Origin of the sequence: Siminovitchia jepli (genome assembly GCF_047228825.1) — a bacterium.
Taxonomy (GTDB): Bacteria; Bacillota; Bacilli; order Bacillales; family Bacillaceae_C; genus Siminovitchia.
This window is the reverse complement of the sequence record NZ_JBFEGN010000037.1, coordinates 18,248-37,689: the sequence shown is the minus strand read 5'-3', so window position 1 is coordinate 37,689 and position 19,442 is coordinate 18,248. Positions and strand designations below refer to the sequence as shown.

Annotated in this window: 20 protein-coding genes; 5 read left to right on the top strand and 15 right to left on the bottom strand. The window is 43.3% G+C overall.

All coding sequences use genetic code 11. The features are described from left to right. Nucleotides 1–522, top strand: a 522-nt coding sequence (locus AB1L08_RS12975) for a transposase (protein WP_413065086.1), incomplete at its 5' end; no start/stop codon positions are given. 72 nt (nt 523–594) lie between these two features. Here AB1L08_RS12975 and AB1L08_RS12970 read toward each other — a convergent pair. The 3 genes from AB1L08_RS12970 to AB1L08_RS12960 are packed head-to-tail and all read right to left on the bottom strand — an operon-like array spanning nt 595 to nt 3,423. Continuing rightward, on the bottom strand, nt 595–2,022 hold the full coding sequence (locus AB1L08_RS12970) for an NEAT domain-containing protein (protein ID WP_413065085.1): 1,428 nt from the start codon (nt 2,020–2,022) through the stop codon (nt 595–597). Between the two features lie 31 nt (nt 2,023–2,053). Further along, the gene (isdC, locus tag AB1L08_RS12965; protein WP_413065084.1) at nt 2,054–2,701 is read right to left on the bottom strand and encodes a heme uptake protein IsdC; all 648 of its coding nucleotides are present in this window, start codon (nt 2,699–2,701) and stop codon (nt 2,054–2,056) included. Continuing rightward, a complete protein-coding gene (locus AB1L08_RS12960; protein ID WP_413065083.1) occupies nt 2,698–3,423 on the bottom strand; it encodes an NEAT domain-containing protein in 726 nt (241 codons plus the stop codon). Before AB1L08_RS12960 ends, isdC begins: the two co-directional genes overlap by 4 nt. Nucleotides 3,424–3,982: 559 nt before the next feature. On the opposite strand from AB1L08_RS12960, the gene AB1L08_RS12955 reads away from it, so the two are divergent. The 4 genes from AB1L08_RS12955 to isdG are packed head-to-tail and all read left to right on the top strand — an operon-like array spanning nt 3,983 to nt 7,041. Next, nucleotides 3,983–4,927, top strand: coding sequence for an ABC transporter substrate-binding protein (locus tag AB1L08_RS12955; RefSeq protein WP_413065082.1), 945 nt, complete (start codon nt 3,983–3,985; stop codon nt 4,925–4,927). Continuing rightward, entirely contained in the window at nt 4,927–5,928 is a 1,002-nt protein-coding gene (locus AB1L08_RS12950) for a FecCD family ABC transporter permease (RefSeq protein WP_413065081.1), read from the top strand. The genes AB1L08_RS12955 and AB1L08_RS12950 overlap by 1 nt, the downstream gene beginning before the upstream one ends. Then, on the top strand, nt 5,928–6,716 hold the full coding sequence (locus tag AB1L08_RS12945; protein ID WP_413065080.1) for an ABC transporter ATP-binding protein: 789 nt from the start codon (nt 5,928–5,930) through the stop codon (nt 6,714–6,716). Before AB1L08_RS12950 ends, AB1L08_RS12945 begins: the two co-directional genes overlap by 1 nt. Before the next feature lies 1 nt (nt 6,717). Then, nucleotides 6,718–7,041: a heme oxygenase gene (gene isdG / locus AB1L08_RS12940; RefSeq protein WP_413065079.1), complete on the top strand. Its 324-nt coding sequence runs from the start codon at nt 6,718–6,720 to the stop codon at nt 7,039–7,041. Between the two features lie 48 nt (nt 7,042–7,089). On the opposite strand, the gene AB1L08_RS12935 is transcribed toward isdG, so the two are convergent. The 12 genes from AB1L08_RS12935 to AB1L08_RS12880 all read right to left on the bottom strand — a co-directional run bounded on the left by AB1L08_RS12935 (nt 7,090) and on the right by AB1L08_RS12880 (nt 19,428). After that, entirely contained in the window at nt 7,090–8,112 is a 1,023-nt protein-coding gene (locus AB1L08_RS12935; protein ID WP_413065078.1) for an SPFH domain-containing protein, read from the bottom strand. Nucleotides 8,113–8,134: 22 nt separating this feature from the next. Continuing rightward, on the bottom strand, nt 8,135–8,929 hold the full coding sequence (locus AB1L08_RS12930) for a TPM domain-containing protein (RefSeq protein ID WP_413065077.1): 795 nt from the start codon (nt 8,927–8,929) through the stop codon (nt 8,135–8,137). Next, a complete protein-coding gene (locus AB1L08_RS12925; protein ID WP_413065076.1) occupies nt 8,926–9,954 on the bottom strand; it encodes a TFIIB-type zinc ribbon-containing protein in 1,029 nt (342 codons plus the stop codon). The genes AB1L08_RS12930 and AB1L08_RS12925 overlap by 4 nt, the downstream gene beginning before the upstream one ends. Nucleotides 9,955–10,062: 108 nt before the next feature. Continuing rightward, on the bottom strand, nt 10,063–10,740 hold the full coding sequence (locus tag AB1L08_RS12920) for a PspA/IM30 family protein (protein ID WP_413065075.1): 678 nt from the start codon (nt 10,738–10,740) through the stop codon (nt 10,063–10,065). Nucleotides 10,741–11,279: 539 nt separating this feature from the next. Then, complete coding sequence (locus tag AB1L08_RS12915) at nt 11,280–12,878, bottom strand: amidohydrolase (RefSeq protein WP_413065074.1); 1,599 nt, start codon at nt 12,876–12,878, stop codon at nt 11,280–11,282. 265 nt (nt 12,879–13,143) lie between these two features. Continuing rightward, nucleotides 13,144–13,857: a class I SAM-dependent methyltransferase gene (locus AB1L08_RS12910; RefSeq protein ID WP_413065073.1), complete on the bottom strand. Its 714-nt coding sequence runs from the start codon at nt 13,855–13,857 to the stop codon at nt 13,144–13,146. A gap of 224 nt (nt 13,858–14,081) precedes the next feature. Then, nucleotides 14,082–14,732 (bottom strand): DUF4097 family beta strand repeat-containing protein, encoded by a 651-nt coding sequence (locus AB1L08_RS12905; protein ID WP_413065072.1) that lies wholly within the window; start codon nt 14,730–14,732, stop codon nt 14,082–14,084. A 19-nt stretch (nt 14,733–14,751) separates the two neighbouring features. Continuing rightward, nucleotides 14,752–15,399: a GAP family protein gene (locus AB1L08_RS12900; RefSeq protein ID WP_413065071.1), complete on the bottom strand. Its 648-nt coding sequence runs from the start codon at nt 15,397–15,399 to the stop codon at nt 14,752–14,754. Then, nucleotides 15,399–16,154, bottom strand: coding sequence for a MerR family transcriptional regulator (locus tag AB1L08_RS12895; RefSeq protein ID WP_413065070.1), 756 nt, complete (start codon nt 16,152–16,154; stop codon nt 15,399–15,401). The genes AB1L08_RS12900 and AB1L08_RS12895 overlap by 1 nt, the downstream gene beginning before the upstream one ends. A 425-nt stretch (nt 16,155–16,579) precedes the next feature. Next, complete coding sequence (locus AB1L08_RS12890) at nt 16,580–17,134, bottom strand: cob(I)yrinic acid a,c-diamide adenosyltransferase (RefSeq protein ID WP_413065069.1); 555 nt, start codon at nt 17,132–17,134, stop codon at nt 16,580–16,582. Continuing rightward, nucleotides 17,098–18,507: a cobyrinic acid a,c-diamide synthase CobB gene (locus AB1L08_RS12885; protein ID WP_413065068.1), complete on the bottom strand. Its 1,410-nt coding sequence runs from the start codon at nt 18,505–18,507 to the stop codon at nt 17,098–17,100. Before AB1L08_RS12885 ends, AB1L08_RS12890 begins: the two co-directional genes overlap by 37 nt. Before the next feature lie 66 nt (nt 18,508–18,573). Next, nucleotides 18,574–19,428 carry an energy-coupling factor ABC transporter ATP-binding protein gene (locus tag AB1L08_RS12880; RefSeq protein WP_413065067.1) on the bottom strand — a complete coding sequence of 285 codons (855 nt, stop codon included), beginning with the start codon at nt 19,426–19,428 and terminating at the stop codon, nt 18,574–18,576. Nucleotides 19,429–19,442: the final 14 nt, after the last annotated feature.

Below are 19,442 nucleotides of genomic sequence, written 5' to 3'. Positions count from 1 at the left end.
GATCTAGAACAGCTTATTAAAGAACTGGCGCAAGAATATCAATCCCAAATCAAATTGATTCAGACGGTTCCCGGATTTAAAAAGGAATTAACATCCATCCGACTAATTTCAGAAATTGGCGTTGATATGACAAAGTTTCCTACATCAGGTCATCTTTGTTCCTGGGCAGGTGTAGTGCCAGCAAATAATGAAAGTGCTGGAAAGAAACACTCCACCAAGATTTCTAAGGGTGGTCGCTACCTTAAACCACTTTTGGTGCAAGTAGCCAATGCGGTTGTTCGTTCAGAAACACATCCGGAAATCCGAAATAAATATCTTCAATTAAAGAAACGCAGAGGGCATAAAAAAGCAATTATTGCTATTGCCCACCGTTTGTTAGTAGCAATTTATCATGTCCTTTTAAATAAAGAGCCTTATAATCCGGATCTATATCATGTGACTAACTATATTCCTCCAGATAAGGAGCTATCTATTGAGGAGGCCATACAATTTGCAAAAAGTCACGGTTTTAAGATAGCTTAAATTTTTTTTACAATTTTCGGTACCTTTATTTAGTGTTGTCTTTTTTAGGAACTCCAAGGCGAACTCCTACAACTAATGATTTTCAAACTTACTCACTTCAGTAACATCTATAAATTCGTTGCCAGATTGAACTTTAAAATACTGCCACCAGGAACTGTTCTTTAATTCGGCTTGGACAGTATACTTTCCATTTTCAATGGTCAGTTTAGCCGGCTTTTCGAAATAATCATCCGCTACAGATTGCTCATCCCCGATCGCTTTCCATACTACAAATGGTAGTGTATAAACTCCATCTGCATATTTCGGATGATCGGTATCTCCGTCTTCCTTTTCTTCATCTGCTTTTGTGATGCTGTCCTTGTTAAATTGAAGACGAAGCGGTTGGTCACCGTTATGAGCACCTACTGTATACTGTACCCGCGCGTCCATCATCGTTGTTAGCTGATCCAGTTCATACGTAACTGTTCTCGTATTTTTCGTTTCATCTGCTTCTTCTTTTACTGGCTGCTTTCCTTCGACTTGAAAACCGGTGACTGTCTTATGATCAGTTAATGTAAGGGTAAGAAGTGTTTTGCCACCTTTTACGGCTAGTGAAGCCGTCTTATCAATATATCTTGCCATACCGGATGGTTTATCCTCTTTAGCATGCAAGGCCTCAAGGTCAATCGTGTAATTTCCATCTTCCAGCGTAATGGTTTCTGGATCCGCTTTTTCTCCATCCTCATTTTCTTCAGAAGATTCATCACCTTTTCCTGGGTCCTGCTCATCTCCACCATTTTCCTCTGTAGAGCCATCACCTTTTCCTGGATCTTGTTCATCCCCGCCGTTTTCTTCAGTAGAGCCATCTTCTTTTCCTGGTTCTTGATCATCTCCACCATTTTCCTCGGCAGAGCCATCTTCTTTTCCTGGACCTTGTTCATCTCCGCCGTTTTCTTGCTGTCCACCTTCAGATTCTGAGCCTTCCTCGGGTGTTTGGCCATTATTCGGATTTTCCCCTTCCTCACCATTCTCATTTTCACCTGGTTGAGAAGCTAATGGGATCCCACTCGGATCAAACTTAAAACGAATGTCATACTTATTATCGTAATTAAGACCAGGAATTCCTGTCACGATAATATGTACTTTGGCATTTAAGACTTGATTAAGATCATCCACCTTAAATTTAACAACTCTTGTATCATTCTCTTCACTAACTGTGGTCACATCAACAAAATCATTACCTGATTGTACCTTGAAATACTGCCACCAGGAACTGTTCTTTAACGTGGCCTGGACAGTATATTCTCCATTTTCAACAGTCAGTTTAGCTGGCTTTTCAAAATATCCATCTGCTACAGATGTACTATCTGCATTATCTTTCCATACTTCAAATGGTAAATTATATTCCCCATCAGCATATACATCATCTTCTTTCGCTTCTGCAAAAACAGCAGGAACCGAAGGAAATAGCGATAAGAATGTTAATGCAAAAATTAACATCATCGAAAGAATTCTATTCATTGTATGCACCCCTTTCACATGTTACTGATCGTTATCTAAAGCGTACTTTACGGAAAACGACAAAACCTGAAGCAAGTAGTACTACCGTAAGCAATAAAATAGGTGCTTCGTCACCTGTTGGTGGGTTTTTTTCAATTTTTTTGCTTCCAGCTGTTGAGTTATCAGTGCTTTGTTCATTATTTTGATTTTGTTCATTAGCATTGCCTTGGTTTTGTTCACCCTTATTGGTTGTTTCACTGCTTCCTGATCCGGATATACTAGAAGTATCAAACTTAAAACGAATATCATATTTATTGTCATAATCAATATTTGGTACGATGACATGAATTTTCGCACCTACAATCGTATCTAAATCTTGAACTTCAAATTGAACTACTCTTGTGTCATTTCCCTCACTAATGACTGTGACATCTTGTGATCCCACTTTAAACTCTTTCCACCAAGAGCTATTTTTCAGAGTCAATTGAACAAAGTTTTTACCGTCTTTTACAATTAACTTTCCAGGGGAAGATAAGTAGTCATTCGTCATTGACCTTTCGTCGCTATCACCTTTCAAAACGGTAAATGGTAAAGTGTACTCTCCATCAGCATAAGTTGCCGCCGCTGCATTATTGATGTTGAATGTAAGGGCGAATAAAGCCAATAATAGAGGGATGACTAGTTTTTTGAATTTCTTCATTTTACAATCTCCTTATCTTTCTTATTTTTATTTCGCCAAATGATTAGGATCATAAGAGCCAATAAAACAACCACAGTAATCGTTACAGTAATTAATCCACTATTATATTTTGTTTCACTGTCGGATTTCGCTTCGCTATTAGTTTTCGTTTTTTCCTTAGCTTCTGCGGCTTCAGCCTTCTTTTCCTGATCGACAAAATCAGTTTCTTTTATTTCTAATTTTTCGATCTCTTTTTCCTCTAACTCTTTCAAACTTTCCAAATCAAAACTAAATCGTACAGTATAGCGATGATCATACACAGGATCCATTGACTCAATAAGAACATGCATCTTAAACTCAACCGGTTCTTGCAAATCTCGATCTACTTTAAACTGTACGACTCTCGTGTTTTCTTCTTTATCTTCGCTGATTACATGAACATCAACAAATGAATCTCCTAGAGGAGATTGCAATTCCTTCGTCCATTCACTATGATTCAGCTCGAAACGTATGTAATGCTCATCACCTTTTACAATTAAAAATGCTGGTTTTTCAAAATAGTCATTGGCGATGGAAACGGATTCTGTTTCTGCATGTAAAATGACATAATCAAGTGAATAAACCCCATCTTCAAGTGAATCTAGGTTGTTTGCTGCAAAACTGCTTTCTGGCCGCAAAAAAACGGTTCCTAATAAGACAACAATTGCAAATGTAATGGCAATATACCTAAGATGATTTCTCACTTATTTCCCACTCACTCCCCCGAAAACTATATTTGATATTGATATTCATTATCAATTAAGGGTAAAAAAAGAAGTACTTGCTCTTCATGTCTTTACTGATATTTTAAAATGAGTGACAAAGGTACAGTTCCATTATGTCCGGGGGCGCTGCGATCCCCGAATTTTCATTTTTATGAATAAAATTCACAATCCCGCGTACACTGAAATTGAAAATCATTATCAGTTAAAACTAAAAAAATAACCTCCCTGCCCCTTTTACCAGAAATCACTGCGGTTCTAATCTTTTCTGGAAAACACCTCCATGATATCATCACGATATTGATAATCATTCTCACTTCGAATCTATCATACCCAATTTTAGAAAAATGTCAATCACATTTTTAAACCTTTGTTAAAAAAGCATGACTAAAGAGTGACAAACTTTTCATCTGCTTATTCATCCCACTTTTTAGAATCTTATTTTTTTTGCAATTCCCTTATTGACAATGAGAATCATTTTCATTATGATAGATGACAATTGATATTCATTCTCACTTGGATTTTTACGGAGGATTGAAGCATGAGAAGAAAAATGCTTTTAAACACTATCATTCTGCCCTTTGTACTGATGGGCTGTGCCCAAAGCCAAAACAACGAAGATAGCGGGACGTCAGGAGACGCCGCTGTTTCAGTTACGGATTTTGCAGACCGTACCGTCACTTTTGATCACGTTCCTGAGAGAATTGTTGCCTTATCCAACGGTGATGTGGATATTGTTTATGCACTCGGAGGTGAGGTCGTCGGCAGACCGAATTCAAAAGGACCGATCGCTGTAAAAGAGGCGGAACATGCCGAGGAGGTCGGCTCCACCCACTCTGTCGATATTGAAAAGATCACCGCCCTTCAGCCTGATGTGGTACTCGGAGGACATCCAATGAACTTGAAGGATGTCCCTGCCATCGAAGGAACCGGGGCAAAGGTCATCTTAACTGGAGCAAATTCTGTGGATGATATTAAAAAGCAAGTAGGTTTATTAGGCGAGGTGCTTGGAAAAGAAGACAAATCTAAGGAAATCATCGCTGATATTGATCGTAAAGTTGAGGAAATCCAATCAGGACAGTCTGAAAGGAAACCGAGAGTGTTGCTAGTTTACGGTGCACCTGGCACAAACATGGCTGCATTGCCCAATTCATTAAGCGGAAACCTGCTGGAAATGGCAGGGGGAGAAAATATAGCCAGCGATTACCCCGGATTGGACAGCTATCCTCAATATGCCCAGTTAAATACTGAGAGAATCATAGAGTCTAACCCGGAAATCATTTTACTCATGAGTCACGGCAATCCTGAAGAAGTAAAGGACAGCTTTATGAATGAAATGAAAAAAAATGCAGGCTGGAAAGACCTGGATGCCGTGAAAAATGACCGTTTTGTCATTTTGCCGTCCGACCTTTTCGGTACGAACCCGGGAACACGGGTAAAAGAGTCACTTGCGTTTCTTCAAAAGATTTTTAAAGAGATGAAATAATGAACATGTCCTTACATAAAAGACAGCGAAGAAAAAAATATGCAATCATTACCACGCCTGTCCTGATTTTTCTTGCTTGTTTGTACGGATTAACTGATGGATCTGTTCAAATCAGCATGTCGGAGATGTGGAGAGTGATTACAGGGAACGGAGAACACATTCATGAGAAGATCCTTATGGATGTCAGGCTTCCAAGGGTACTGATAGGTATCTTCGTAGGAGGATGTTTAGCAGCATCGGGAGGCTTGCTGCAAGGCGTTATGAAGAACCCACTTGCAGATCCGGGAATCATCGGAGTGTCCGCAGGCGGAGGACTGGCAGCAGTCATCACCATGATTGTCCTTCCGCAATTGACGTATTTATTGCCATTGACAGCATTTCTCGGAGCGTTCATTACCTCTATGGTGATCTATTTTTTGGCATGGGATCGGGGTACATCACCTGTCAAAATCATTTTGGCCGGTGTCGCGGTCAATGCTTTACTTGGTGCAATCACCAGCGGAGTCATGCTTGTATACAGCGACCGCGTTCAAGCTGTTTTGCCATGGCTTGCCGGTGATTTGAGCGGCAAAGGCTGGCATCACTTTGAATTTATGTTCCCCTATGCAGCCGCGGGAATATTATTGTGCTTCTTGGCCATCAAGCCGGCCAACCTGCTGCTTTTAGGGGATGACACAGCACAGCTGCTCGGACAAAGGGTGGAAATTCAGCGATTTCTACTGATTGTATTAGCTTCCTATTTGGCAGGCATCGGAGTTAGTGTGGCCGGGTTGGTCGGTTTTGTCGGACTCGTCATTCCACATATCGTCCGCATCATCATCGGTGATGACTACCGCTTTTTACTGCCACTATCTATTTTCTGGGGAGCGTCACTTGTCGTTTTTGCCGATACTGCCGCGCGCTCGTGGTTTGATCCGACTGAACTTCCGGTCGGAATACTGCTCGCTTCATTGGGAGCGCCGTTCTTTCTATTTTTATTAAGGAAACGGAGAATCGGATAATGACAGCTATTCAAACAAAAGAAATGGAATTGGATGTTGGGCACTTTCATCTGAAGAATATTTCCTGTTCCATTCCAACCGGAAAGATCACCTCAATCGTGGGACCAAATGGCTCAGGAAAGTCTACGATATTAAAGCTGATCACACGATTAACAAAACAAACTTCCGGACAGATTTATATTTATGACAAGCAGGCGAATCAGTATTCTTTGAAACAATTTTCCCAGACGGTTTCCATGCTTCCACAGTCCAAAGAAGGACTTCCAGATTTAACCGTCAAGGAGTTAGTAGCTTATGGTAGATCCCCGTATAAAAAGCTTTTTGAGCAGCGGTTAACCCAAAATGATGAAGAAATCATTAACAAGGCACTGGAAATGACGGGGACGAAGAAATATGAAGATCGCCTGGTCCATACCCTTTCAGGGGGAGAACGGCAAAGAGCCCGGATCGCAATGGCATTGGCACAATCAACAGATATTTTAATTTTGGATGAACCGACCACCTTTTTGGATATCGCCCATCAATTTGAATTGATGGAAATACTGAAGCAAATCAATGAAGAGTCCTATATGACGATTGTGATGGTCCTTCATGATCTTCAGCAAGCGGCAGCCTACAGCCATCATTTAATAGCGGTTAAAAATGGACAGATTCAAGCCATGGGGAGTCCAGAATCCGTATTGGATTCCCAATTTCTGAAAGATATCTATGGCTTAGATGCTGATGTACAGTTTGATGGAGATTTTCCAATTATCATACCTAAAATAAAAAATTTAAGGAGGAATTAAAATGGTTATTGTAACAAATACAAATCACATTAAAAAGGGGGAAGGGCAGCGCTTGATCGACAGGTTCAACAAGGTAGGCAAAATAGAATATATGGAAGGTTTTTTAGGGCTGGAAGTCCTTTTTACCGAAAACACAAAGGAGTATGATGAAGTAACCATCAGTACCCGCTGGGAATCAAAAGACGCTTTTACAGCCTGGACAAAAAGCGATGCTTTCCGTGAAGCGCATTCCCGTGATCCGGGCGGCAGACCTGATTACATCATTGATAATAAAATCTCTTTCTACGAAGTAAAAATCGTCAGAAACCCGATTGTCCCTGCATAAATTCAAAGGCTCCTTCGCTTAATCCCGCGAAGGAGCCTTTTGCAATGATCATACCAATTTTTGACCACAATTCGAGCAGAATTTCCCGCCGCTCGTCTTCTCCCCGCAATTCGGACAGAAATTGGGGATTTTTCCTCCGCCGGATGACGGCTGTTCGGGCTGGTCCGGGGCTCCCTGTGCTGGATTTCCCTGATTCGGCGCCTGCTGCTGAGAAGCCTGTTCCTGTGACTGATTCATATTTTTCATCATTTGGCCGGCCATGCCCATTCCCATCATCATGCCGGCCATATCAGCAGCTGTTCCACCGCCCTTTACCTTTCCGGAAGCAATGCCGTCCGTCATGGATACTTGCTGATACCTTTGAACGTCGCCGATCATGCCATGCGATGCGGTTTTGGTGATCATGTCCTCGATTTCTTTCGGATAATTAAAGCTCATGATGTTGAAGCCTGTAATGGACATTCCGATGTCAATCACCTGCATATCGAGGTCTTCACGGATTCCCTGGGCAATTTCAAAAGCATTCGCCCGCAGATTGAACATGTCTTTGCCTTCTTTGGAAATCCACTTCATCAGCAACTGATCAAGAATAGATGTGATACGGATTTTAACATCTTCCACAAAATAGCTGTCTTTAATTCCGGCAATCTTATCAATCAAAGCAATATAATCATTCACTTTAAAATTGAAAGTCCCGTTGGCACGGATCGGGATGCCGCCCGGAAGCTGTGGTGAAGGGATATGGATCGCATTTTTCGTACCCCACTTGACTGTAAATTCCTTCGTATTGACGAACAGCACTTCCACCCGCATTCCGCTGTTGAAGCCGAACTTGAATCCTTTTAATGTAGATAAGAACGGGATGATCTGGGACTCGATGTTGTAGTCTCCTTCATCCTGGAAAATCCCTTCGATTTTTCCGTTGTTGATAAAAATGGCGTCCTGACCCGGCTGGATGATCAGCCGGCTCCCTTTTTTGATTTCGCGGTTGTTCCATTTCCAAAAAATCATGTCATCTCTGAATTCTTCCCACTCAACGACGTTGGCAAATTGACTGCTAAAAAAACCCATTTCTCATTCATTCCTTTCGAACCTAGAATTTTCCTCTGCTGCCGCTGTGGGAATGTCCGCCTCTTGTGACTCCCCCTCCGCCACCGCCGCTGAAGCCGCCGCCGCTGCTTTTATTGGACGGCTTCCTGCGTTTTGACGTGGATGTGCGAATATACTGGTCCCTTCTATGATTCACTCTCGTATTCTCGTTATCCTGATACGTTGCAGCGTTTACCGTCACTCTTCCGCCTGTATTGAAGGCCATGATGCCAACAACTGCCCCGGCTATTGCCAGCGACGCAATGATTTGGAACCATATATTGAATAATATATTGTCCGGGTCCACTCCCGGCCTGATTCCCATATACTTGGACGAAGTCTTGATGAAAGACTGAAAAGCTTCATAATAATTTTCATTTGATAGATCCGGTGTAACTTTTTCACGGACAAGGGCTGCCCGGTGATTATCCAAATACTTTTTCGCCTTATAAAAACCGGCGACATACACATCCCCTTTTTTCATATCAAGCGCCAATATGGCCGTATTCCCGTTCGGTTTATCATAACCGGGCTTCTGCTGATCGTAAAAATCCTGCATAAAGTCCTCAACGTCTTTGTTTTCTTCATTATTGGTCGTCAGTATGATAAAATCGGTATCCCTTTTCGCGCCATGTTTTTCCGCCAAAGCTTCCAGCTCTTTCACTTCACTTTTGCTTAAAAGACCGGCATCATCATAGATTCTTTGTTTGGAAGGAGAATCCGCCGCTGCAAAGGCAAAAGGCAAGAGCAGAAAGAAAACCATCAGGATCAACGTTTTTCTGAAAAAGCAGCTTCTCACCACAGGCCACCTCCCATAGCCAAGGCGACCAGCTTCAAAGCAATGAATGAAGTGCCCGCAATGCCCCCGAACCAGGCAGCCACCTTCTGAAAACTGATCGGCGGCTTTCCGACCACTTTTCCGGTCTGTCCGTTCATCGCAAATGTATGTTCCTTTTTATTATAATCATAGTAAACCATCCAGACAGGGAGAAGGACATAATAACTGCGGACTTTCTTCGTGTTGATATGCTTATGATTATATGTGACTGAGGAATACCCTGAAATCGTGGAACTGATATATGTATCTATGAACTTCCGGATTTTGGATTCGACCCGGGGATACAGTTCTTTATCATCGTAGTTATATTTCTCCGCAATATATCCCGCCAAATAGGGAGTTTTAAAATCCTTTAATTGATCATAGGGATAAGGCTCCAATTTATCCATGATTTTGTCGTCCATTTTTTCAGAAGCATCAACAGGGACCTTAACATAGGAAAGGTCGATATCCCGGTATACATCATAATATTTCGTTTCCGTGTATTCATAATCTCCTCTTGTGTATGTCCTCACCTTCGTTCCGACCGCTTTAACCTTTGCCTTTGTGTTTAAATCATACAGCCAAAAAGGGACATACATCCCGGTGATGCCTTTGATCCGGTCGGCTGTCATGAATCCTTTTGGAGTCAGGCGGCCATTTTTGCACCATTTTTTAAAAGCCTGCATCGCTTCTTCCTTGCTGATGGTAAAAGGAATCACCTTTGCCGGAGCCAAAGCACCGGAAAGACGTTCCTGCAAAACTACGCCAGCCCCGCAAAAGCTGCATGTCGTCGCTGCAGTCTCCGCCTCTGTGATCAGCATGGCACCGCAGTTCTCACAGTGATATTCCTTCGCCTCATCATCCGTTAGAACAGCCGAATTCAAATCTTCGGCAAACTCTTCGATATGATCCTGCCTTCCGCAGCTTTGACAGGTCAGCATTCCGGATTCACTGTCAAAGCCCATATCATCCCCGCAGTTCGGACATTTATAATGGATGACCAATGGTATCCCCCCTTTTTCATCCTCAGGCGCAAGTCCTTTACCCGAAGAGAGCTGTAGCTCGGGCTACAGCTCAAGTCTATTTTTTGTTTCATTACCTGAAGCCGAAAATTATTCTTTATTCTTGATTTGCTCCTTCAAAGCAGCCAATTCGTCCTCCACATCCGGTGTATTATCATATTTCGATGTCAAATCGTTTATGTCATCTATTGGAGCTGCATTTAATTCCGACATCGCATTGGCTTCATCGAGAGCTCTTTCGACCTTTTCTTCCATGCGGTTGAATGCAGACATGGACCGGTTGGCGCCGGATACCGAGGAACCGATTTTATTCAGCCTTTCCTGCGTTTTTGCTACGGCCATTTTGCTTTTGATCATCGTTCTCCGAGCTTCCAGCTCGCCGATATCAGAAACGAGCTTGTCATGCATTTCCCTCATCCGGACCGCATTGGAAGCCGCTAGACTGTACGCCTGCTGCAACTCCGCCTCTTTTTCAGACAACGAAGACTTCTTCTCCAAAAACTTCCGTGCATCATCTTCATTCCCTGCTTCCAAGGCTTTGACTGCATAGCTCTGCATCTTTTCAATCTCTGCCGAACATTCATTAAGCGCCCGTTTTGACCGCTGCTCCTCTGCCATGACCGAAGCGGTTTCCGCCTTCACTTTGCCCAAATCGCTGTTCAGATTTCTCATATACTGGTCAATCATTTTCTCCGGATTTTCCGCCTTGTCCAATAATGCGTTTATATTGCTCGACATAATATCTTTAAACCTTGCTAAAATACCCATTAAGCCACTCCTTCATTTATTTTCTAATCATATATACTGGGTGGGGAGAGAAAAAGTTTCATTTTTTTCTTTCGAAGTTGTTTTACATCGCATAAGGCCTCACCCTATGAGGAAGATTCAAACGAAAAACTTATCCAGATGATTAATATCATCCCTCCGAACCTTTCTTACCTGAATTCAATTACCTTTTTTACGATTACGATTTCCTGTCCTGCCTACGGAATGAAGCCAGGAAGGTTTTTATATGAAAACGCTGCCTGGCCTTCATATTCTATATTTTACTGGCAATTTTTCAAAAGAAATACCCATGTCTCTTTTCCCGGCATTCTTCATATCGTTTTGGATTAACCAACAAATCAAAGTCGATCATCCAATCAATTTTCCCCAATCTTTTCCAGTGTATCTCATTTGAAATATCTGTAGGCCAGATATGAATCTATACAGATGGAAAAAGTTTTTACAGGTGAATGCAGCAGCCGACTCAATCCAAATACGGTCAATAAACGAGACGGTACCTCCCATGCCGGAACCACCGCTTTTTATTTTTGATGAACAATATCCCCACCGATGATGGTCATGTCAACGTAGGTATGTAATAATTCATCCGGATGATGCATCGTGAACAGATCATTTGAATAGACCGTCATATCCGCCAATTTTCCTCTTGAAAGGGTTCCTTTTATGTTTTCTTCATTCGTCGCAAATGCTCCGCCAATTGTAAATATCTCCAAAGCTTCTTTTATGGACAGTTTTTCTTTTTCATTCCATCCATTGTGGGTTTCCCCGGGATGCCTCCGTGTGATGGCTGCATGAATGCCCAAAAGCGGATCTATAGGTTCTACTGGCGCATCGGACCCGCCTGCACACAGCACTCCGGCAGATAACAGGGATTTCCAAGCATATAAGTATTGTATTCTTTCCTTACCAAGCCTGTCCTCTACCCAAGGAAAGTCCCCGACTACAAATCTCGGCTGGATATCTGCCACAAGAGTCGGTTGGGCGAGACGCCGGATTAAATCTTCCCTCAGCAGCGACACATGAATGATGCGGTCGCGATGCTTCACACTTGGAAATTGATCAAGTACATTCAGCACGTTTTCCACCGCCTGATCGCCGATTGTATGAACCGCGACCGGCATCGAATGGTCCCTGGCAGCTTTAACCATTTGGAATAGTGTTTCCTGATCATGCATCGCCTCACCATATTCACCCGAAGCATCATGATAAGGCTCCGAAAGAAGGGCAGTCCTTCCTCCAAACGCACCGTCTGCAAATATTTTGATTGCTCCGATCTTCAGCGTGTCATTCCCATAGCCCGCGTACATTCCCCTTTCCTTTAGGCGCTCAAGGAAAGGATAATCGATCAAAAGATTGCAGCGCAGCCCTTTTCGTTCCTGATGAAGCAATTTATCAAACATTTTGTACGTTTGCTCAAATCCGCCCAAATAGCGGGGGTCATTCGTATGGACACTTGTCAGTCCCCGCTTCATTGCATGTTCCATCGCCAATCCCAGTCCTTGCTTCAATTCGTCGTATGTCTTCTCCGGCATGCGGTCTGTGATCAACGTGGAAGCCGACTCGAGCAGAAGTCCCGTCGGCTTCTTCGTATCCGGGTCCAAGACGATGCTTCCACCTGCCGGAACCTGCATTGAAGGATGATAATTGGCCATTTCGAGCGCTTTGCTGTTCACAAGGAAAGCGTGGTGGCAAATTCTTTTGATAAAAATCGGACAGTGCGGCGCCGCTTCATCCAGCTCTTGAATAGTCGGTATTCCGCCGTCATCAAAGAGGTTTTCATCAAATCCCAGTCCTGACAGCCATTTTTCAGGTGGAGTCGCACTTGCCCTTTCCCTGATTTTTTCAAGCATCTCTCTTTTTGAGCTGACCCCTGTTAAGTTCAAATCCAAAAACTGAAAAGCGACGCCTGACAGATGCAGATGACTGTCAATCAGGCCCGGCGTTACCATCTTCCCTTGCAGGTCAACCATTTTGGCATCATGTCTTCCCCACTGCAAAACCATATCCTCATGCGCACCAAGGTCAACGATTTTTCCATTTTCAACGACGACCGCTTCAACAACCGGGTGATTTTGATCAAGAGTGTATATCTTTCCCTTTGTAAAAATTATTTTGGACATATGCATTCCTCCAAACGGCATAGAGACCCATCAAGATATTTCCATTCTATCAAAAATTGCCGATTCTAAAAAAGCATTGCCTATAAGAGATGATCCTGTCGATTTGCCAACAACGCGCCATACTCCCCAAAACAAAGAAAATTTTCATGATTAAATCCGTACTTCAAGTGTTCTGTCCTAAAACTTTTGGCTTCGCCAAACTAAAATTCATCCCCCACTTATCGACTATCGCCGATAGAAGTGGGGGACTTCTTTTAGAGGTTCGTTAAACCCGGCATCTAAATATGCGGCAGCCTATTTTATCCTGGTAAATCATTGATAAATATTGGTGTTCGTTAAGGATTTGAAAGTATGAGTCATCTATATCTTTCGACATTGAGAAGTCTACGGCATTGTACATGTTCATCGCATCTGTCTGCAGCTTGAAAATCTCTGAATGAACATGGTTAAAGCCGGCTCTTTGAAAATGGGCACACCATTCCGGCTCGCTCAACAGCTGCTTCACCCCATAAAAACGAATAATCTGGGCTAACTCGGCTTCGGTAACGGGATTTTCCCGCGTCATTTCAATAGCCAGCAAGGTCCCATTTGGCTTTAACACCCGTTTGAATTCTGGTATGGACTGCGAGATATGTGTAAATGCGGTAACGGATTCAGACAATACCATATCAAATGATCCGTCTTCAAAAGGGAGATTTTCGGCATTTCCATACACTGTATCAATTGGGAGCTGCATCAACCGGAATCTTTCTTTTGCTTTTTCCAGCATGATTTTATGACAATCGAGCGCCGTTACTTGACATCCATACTCTTTTGAAAGATAAGCAGAAGTTTGTCCTGTTCCACATCCCACGTCGAGGATTTTCATCGTGTCATCAATTTTTTCCTTTGACAAAATATTTTTTGTCAGTTGAAGGCCGCCTGGATGGGCACCTCCCACTCCAAATAAAGCCAGACAATTAAGATAAGTGCTTTCCACATTGATTCCCGCCCTTTTTTTGATTAGCCTGTTGCGGCTTTTCTAATACCATTAAGGTCTGTTATATGGTATTCGCAAGCGGGTCTTATGGGAATCCGGGCATCTGTCCTTTTTCTTTTGAAGCGAAAGCATACGCCTGGAAAAACCATGGGGCAATCCAAACAAGTGCAAATGATGCCAAATCCAGTACCCCTATTTAATTGAACATATACACGGTTCCACTCCTATTTTACTGTAATATTTCCTGAAGCTGTCTCGATTTCCACCTTATACTTGCCATCACCCGATGTGCCTTCCATTTTCTTGTCATCTTGACGGCTGATGGAAAGCGGAATGGCGACCATCTGCCGGCCGCTTGCCGTCTTGGTTGTTAAATGGATATCGGGCTTCTTTTCATTGAATAAAAGTTCTACGTTGCCGCTTGTTGTTTTGGCGTGCACATCACTGTGAAAATGGCCAAAATCCAGGGAGATGTCTCCGCTTTTTGTCATGGCTTCGATATGTTCCGTTTCTATTCCTTCCGTTGTAATATTGCCCGAAGCGCCATTGATGATGATTTTTCCTTGATAATCCTTTGGAATGTTCACATGAAGCTTTTTATTGAAATTGATTTTTGGGCCAATATGAAACTTGCTTTTCTTTGCATGGATGGATATTTCTTTTTTACCTTGCTTCATCTCGATAATCGGTTTTGGATGGGATGCCTCCAATTTGGATTGATCCGTGCTTTTGATGTGAACGTTGGTACTGCCATGCTCGATATAAATCGCTTCGGTATGTGTAAGATCAGCCGTTTCGGCTTTGCTTTTCCCGCCCGATGTGCATCCGGAAAATAACAAAACGGACAGAAACAAAAAGATGTATATCTTTTTCACGTGACAAAACCTCCCTTTTTCACGCATTGATTAATAAAATCAAGCCTGCGATGGTCATCATCCATGAAAGCGTGGACCCCGCATTTTTTTCAATGGAGAGTCTGATTTTTTCCAATGGTCCCTGGAGCCGCCCTTTAAACAAGAAGTGCCCCGCCATCAAAATCAATGCTGGAAGGACCATAATCAAATTGTAGCCTGCCAGCATCGGGAGCCACTCCAGCGGGTGCAAGTGAGCGGCCGTCATGATGCCAACGGCTGCAAAATAGGGCAATGCCGTGCCCACTTCAACCAAACCGGTGGTCAATCCGAGCGCCACCATCGCAAAGCTGCTTTTACTTTTCGGTTTGCGCACTTTGGGAGCGGATTGTTTTGTTGGGATAAAAAAACTGCCAATCAATAGGCCCAATCCGAGAATGGTCATGATCCGGCTCAATAAAGCATTATTTCCAAGGCCGGAAACAGCATCCGTTACAATATCCAGCCCCAACATCAGAAAAACACCGACCATAAAATAAAAACCGGCAACTGTGGCCAAATAGACAAGCAGCCTGCCCGCAACCTTGTCTCTCTCCGAAAGCAGCATGTATACGGTAACGCCCAAAGTGGTCGGGCTGAGTGTATCCAGCAATGCCAATGCTCCTACAGATAGCAATAAGGCTATACTCATCAGGAATCACCCTTCCCCTTCATTTTGCTCAAATAAATATCGGAAGCTGCTTCCAGAAAATCCAGCACTTCTGGTTCAATCGGGTAAAACCCGGCCTTTTGCGACGCTTCCGGAGATTTTCTGACCGCCCAGAGTTTTTCAAGAAATTCATCATGTTCCCCAAACAATTCCTCCTGCTTTTCAAACATGCGCCGGATGATTTTTTGGATCTGCGGTGCCTCCGGGCCCTTATCCATATGATTCTTTAATTGGCCAAGCAAAGAAACCCATTCCAACGTATCAGGATCCGTTCGGTTGACATTGGGAAGCCGCTTCAAAAGCTCCATTTCCGTTTCGTCAAACATCTGCTTCCTGTATTTTTTTCTGCTATCGGGATCCTTTGTATATAGTTGAATCAAATGCTGAACTTTCAACAGATCAACTTCGCCATCGATGGCCATTTCGTTTAATAGCCCCTGCAAGGTTAATTCAATTTGTTCCAGCTTTTGCTTTTCATTGGATACATACGCCAATTGATCCTGCAAACATTTATTCCAATCCCTTTCATTGGAGAGCATCTCTTTGATTTCGCTCAGACTGAAGCCCAGTGATTTTAAAAATTGAATCTCCTGCAGCTTGATCAGTTCTTTTTCACCATATAGCCTGTGCCCTCCTTCCGTCTTGTCCGCCGGAAGCAGCAACCCGATTTGATCATAATAGCGCAGCGTCCGGACCGTTACCCCGGTCCGTTTTTTGACCTCTTTAATGGAAAGCATTTATGCACCCCCCTCGTTACTGTTTTCAGTATACAAGATGACGTAACGTCACTTTCAATAGACAAATCATCATTTAAATAAAAGAACCTTTTCTGGAAAAAAAACGCTCTCACTTCCCCACATCCCGAGGCTATAATGGAATTGTCGCCGCTAGCCTGTTTCGGTTGATGCGGTCTATAATGATGAATCGAAATCGTTTTCCGGGAAAAGAAGGATAACAGGACAGTTGTATATCGGATCGGAATCATATTTTCTTGCTCATTGTTTTGATGGCGGGCTGTGGCGGATAAAAACCGTTGAAAAGTGAAGAAGCTCATCCTGAGGATGAGCAAGAAGTGAAAAATGAAAGGATGAAATACCAAAGTAAAGGGCCGTACAGCGTCGATCACTTTGTACCGCCCTAGCCTAATGTAACCGTCCAAATTTTAAAATTCCAATCCCTTCACAGCTTGTACGCCAGCATCATAATAATGTTTCTCCGGTTCAATGACGGATACCAGATCCGCTAATGCTTTTATTTCCGGCTTGGCATTCCTGCCTGTAATGACAAGATGAACATGGGGCGGTTTATTTTTGATTACATCTATTACTTCCGGAAGCGGCAAAACGTCATCAATCGGAAATCTGTCAATCGCCAACGCATTATTGAGTTCATCCAAAATAACCACATCATATTCCCCGCTCAATACCGCCTGCTTTGCCTTGGGCCAGCCTTCCTTTAACGCTTCCCGGTGTTCTTCCGGTGTTTTCGTCCATGTGAAGCCAACGCCAAGCTGCGTCATTTCCACGCCCAATTTTTTGAAAGCAAGTTGTTCCCCGTATGTCCGCTGCGGTGATTTAATGAATTGAAAAATTCTTACTTTCATTCCTCTTCCTGTACTTCGGAGCCCAAGCCCCAATGCGGCTGTTGTCTTTCCTTTGCCTTCTCCGGTATAGACGAGAGTCAACCCTTTTCCGTTTTTTCGATTTGCTTTTTCCATGCCGATCCTCCTTTATGATCCAAACAATATTGTACAAACCTCTGTGGCATGTTGGTATTTGAGGCAAAATGGAGATGAGTAAATCCGGCTGCAACGTTTGGCAAGTAAAATCCTTCTTCTTTTTCTCCCCTGAGCCCTTGCACGTGATATACGTGTGAAAAGGAAGCGCTTTTTGTCATCGAAAAATAGTGAAATTCATGTCCTTTCGCCGTTTCTCCCTTGCCAAGAATGATCGTTTCCTCAAGTGACGTTATTTCCCGATAACCTAAAGCTGCCCGTTTTGATGTCATCGCAACATGAGCCGGGATGAGGCCAACCATGGGGTATGCCCTTCCATCCGCCGTTGTGAGTGATTCCGTTAAATATACGAAGCCTCCACATTCGGCGAGAGTTGGCAGCCCGGCCTCTATTCTCTTTTTAATCTGCTGTTTTATGGCTGTGTTGCCGGCAAGCTTTTTGGCAAACTCCTCCGGAAAACCGCCCCCGATGTATAGGCCATCGATCTCCTCCGGCAGTTTCGTTTCCTCCAACGGGCTGAAATAAACAAGCTCGGCACCAGCAGCCTCAAGCAACGCCAGGTTCTCCGGATAATAAAAATTAAAGGCAACATCACGGGCAACCGCAATTCGAACGCAACTTTCTTGTTTTTTTCCAAATAGCGTTGGACGGGAAATCACAACAGCTTGATCGGTATCGGCAAGCTGTAAAATCTTGTCCAAATCCGCTTTTTCACGAATTGTTTTCCCCAGCTCTTTGAAAAATCCGGACAATTCCCCGCGTTCGATGGCCGGAATCAGTCCCAAATGCCGCTCGGGAATTTTGGGGATATCACCACGCACTAAATGCCCAACAACGGGAATGCCGCATTCTTGTTCGATTGCCTGCCCGCATAGCTTTGCATGCCCTTCACTGCCGGCTTGATTTAAAAGAACACCGGCAATGTTAACATTCGGATCAAGCCGTTGAAATCCTTTCACAATGGCTGCAGCACTTCTTGCCATACTGCTAATATTGACGACCAGCAGTACCGGGGCCTCCAAAAGGATACTGATTTCCGCTGTGCTGCCCACATTGTTTTTTGGGCTTTTTCCATCGTAAAAGCCCATTACCCCTTCGATGATCGACAGGTCAGCATCACGGCTGGCCTGGATAAAAATATCTTTTACCGTTTCTTTGTCCAGCATCCAGCTGTCAAGATTGCGGGATGGCCTGCCTGTCACGGCTGTATGATAAGTTGGGTCAATATAGTCCGGTCCGCATTTAAATCCTTGTACATGGAGCCCGCAATCTTTAAATGCCTGCATTAACCCAATCGTCCATGTTGTCTTGCCGGCCCCGCTCCCGGTACCGGCGATAACGAGTCTTTTTTGCATAGGATTCACATCCTTTATGAAATAGGTTGATCTGAATGCGGGAATTATTTTTTCCAAAAAAGCTTTTTAAACCATACGTAAACTGCGGCTTTTTTGTTCATCTTGAATGCTCCTCAATAATTCGTTTCTTGATCGAGGATAGCTGTCATTCTTCATTGGACCTTTCATGCTTTCAAATACATCCATGATCCACGGCTTTTCCAAATGACTTTTATGTAAAATTGCTTCGTCCTGAAAAACGATCGTTGGACAGCCTGATGAAATAATCTGTCCATCGTTCATAATCCACACCTCATCGGCCCATTCAAAGGCAAGATTAACATCATGTGTCGAAATAATAATGGTCCGGTTTTCATTTTGAATGGTATTCAATATATTCATGATCTTCTTTGTATAATAAGGATCCAATCCTGCCGTCGGTTCATCCAGAATAAGGAGCTCAGGGTCCATCGCCAGGACCCCTGCGATCGCCACTCTCTTTTTCTGGCCCAAGCTCAAGAAATGCGGCGGCTTTTCTTTTAGGGAATCTGTTTCAGTCAAAGCCATCGCAGCATCAACAGCTTCCTTTACTTTCTCTGGCGTCCACCCCATGTTTCGGGGACCATACTTGATATCTTCATAAACACTGGAGGCAAAAAGTTGGGAGTCCGGGTTCTGAAAAACAATGCCAACATGCTGGCGAAGCTTCTGTTTTTCAATGCGTTTGTATGTAATCCGTTCACCTCTAAATAGCATGTGGCCAGTCGAAGGTACTAAAATGGCATTTAAATGTAAAAGCAAGGTCGATTTCCCGGCACCATTATTTCCCAATAAGGCTATTTTTCTGCCGCGTTCAATTTTGAGCGATACATTTTTTAAAGCAACCGTATGATCCGAATACTGGTAGGAAATATCTTTTAACTCGAGGATAGGTACATGCATGATTCCTGCTCCTT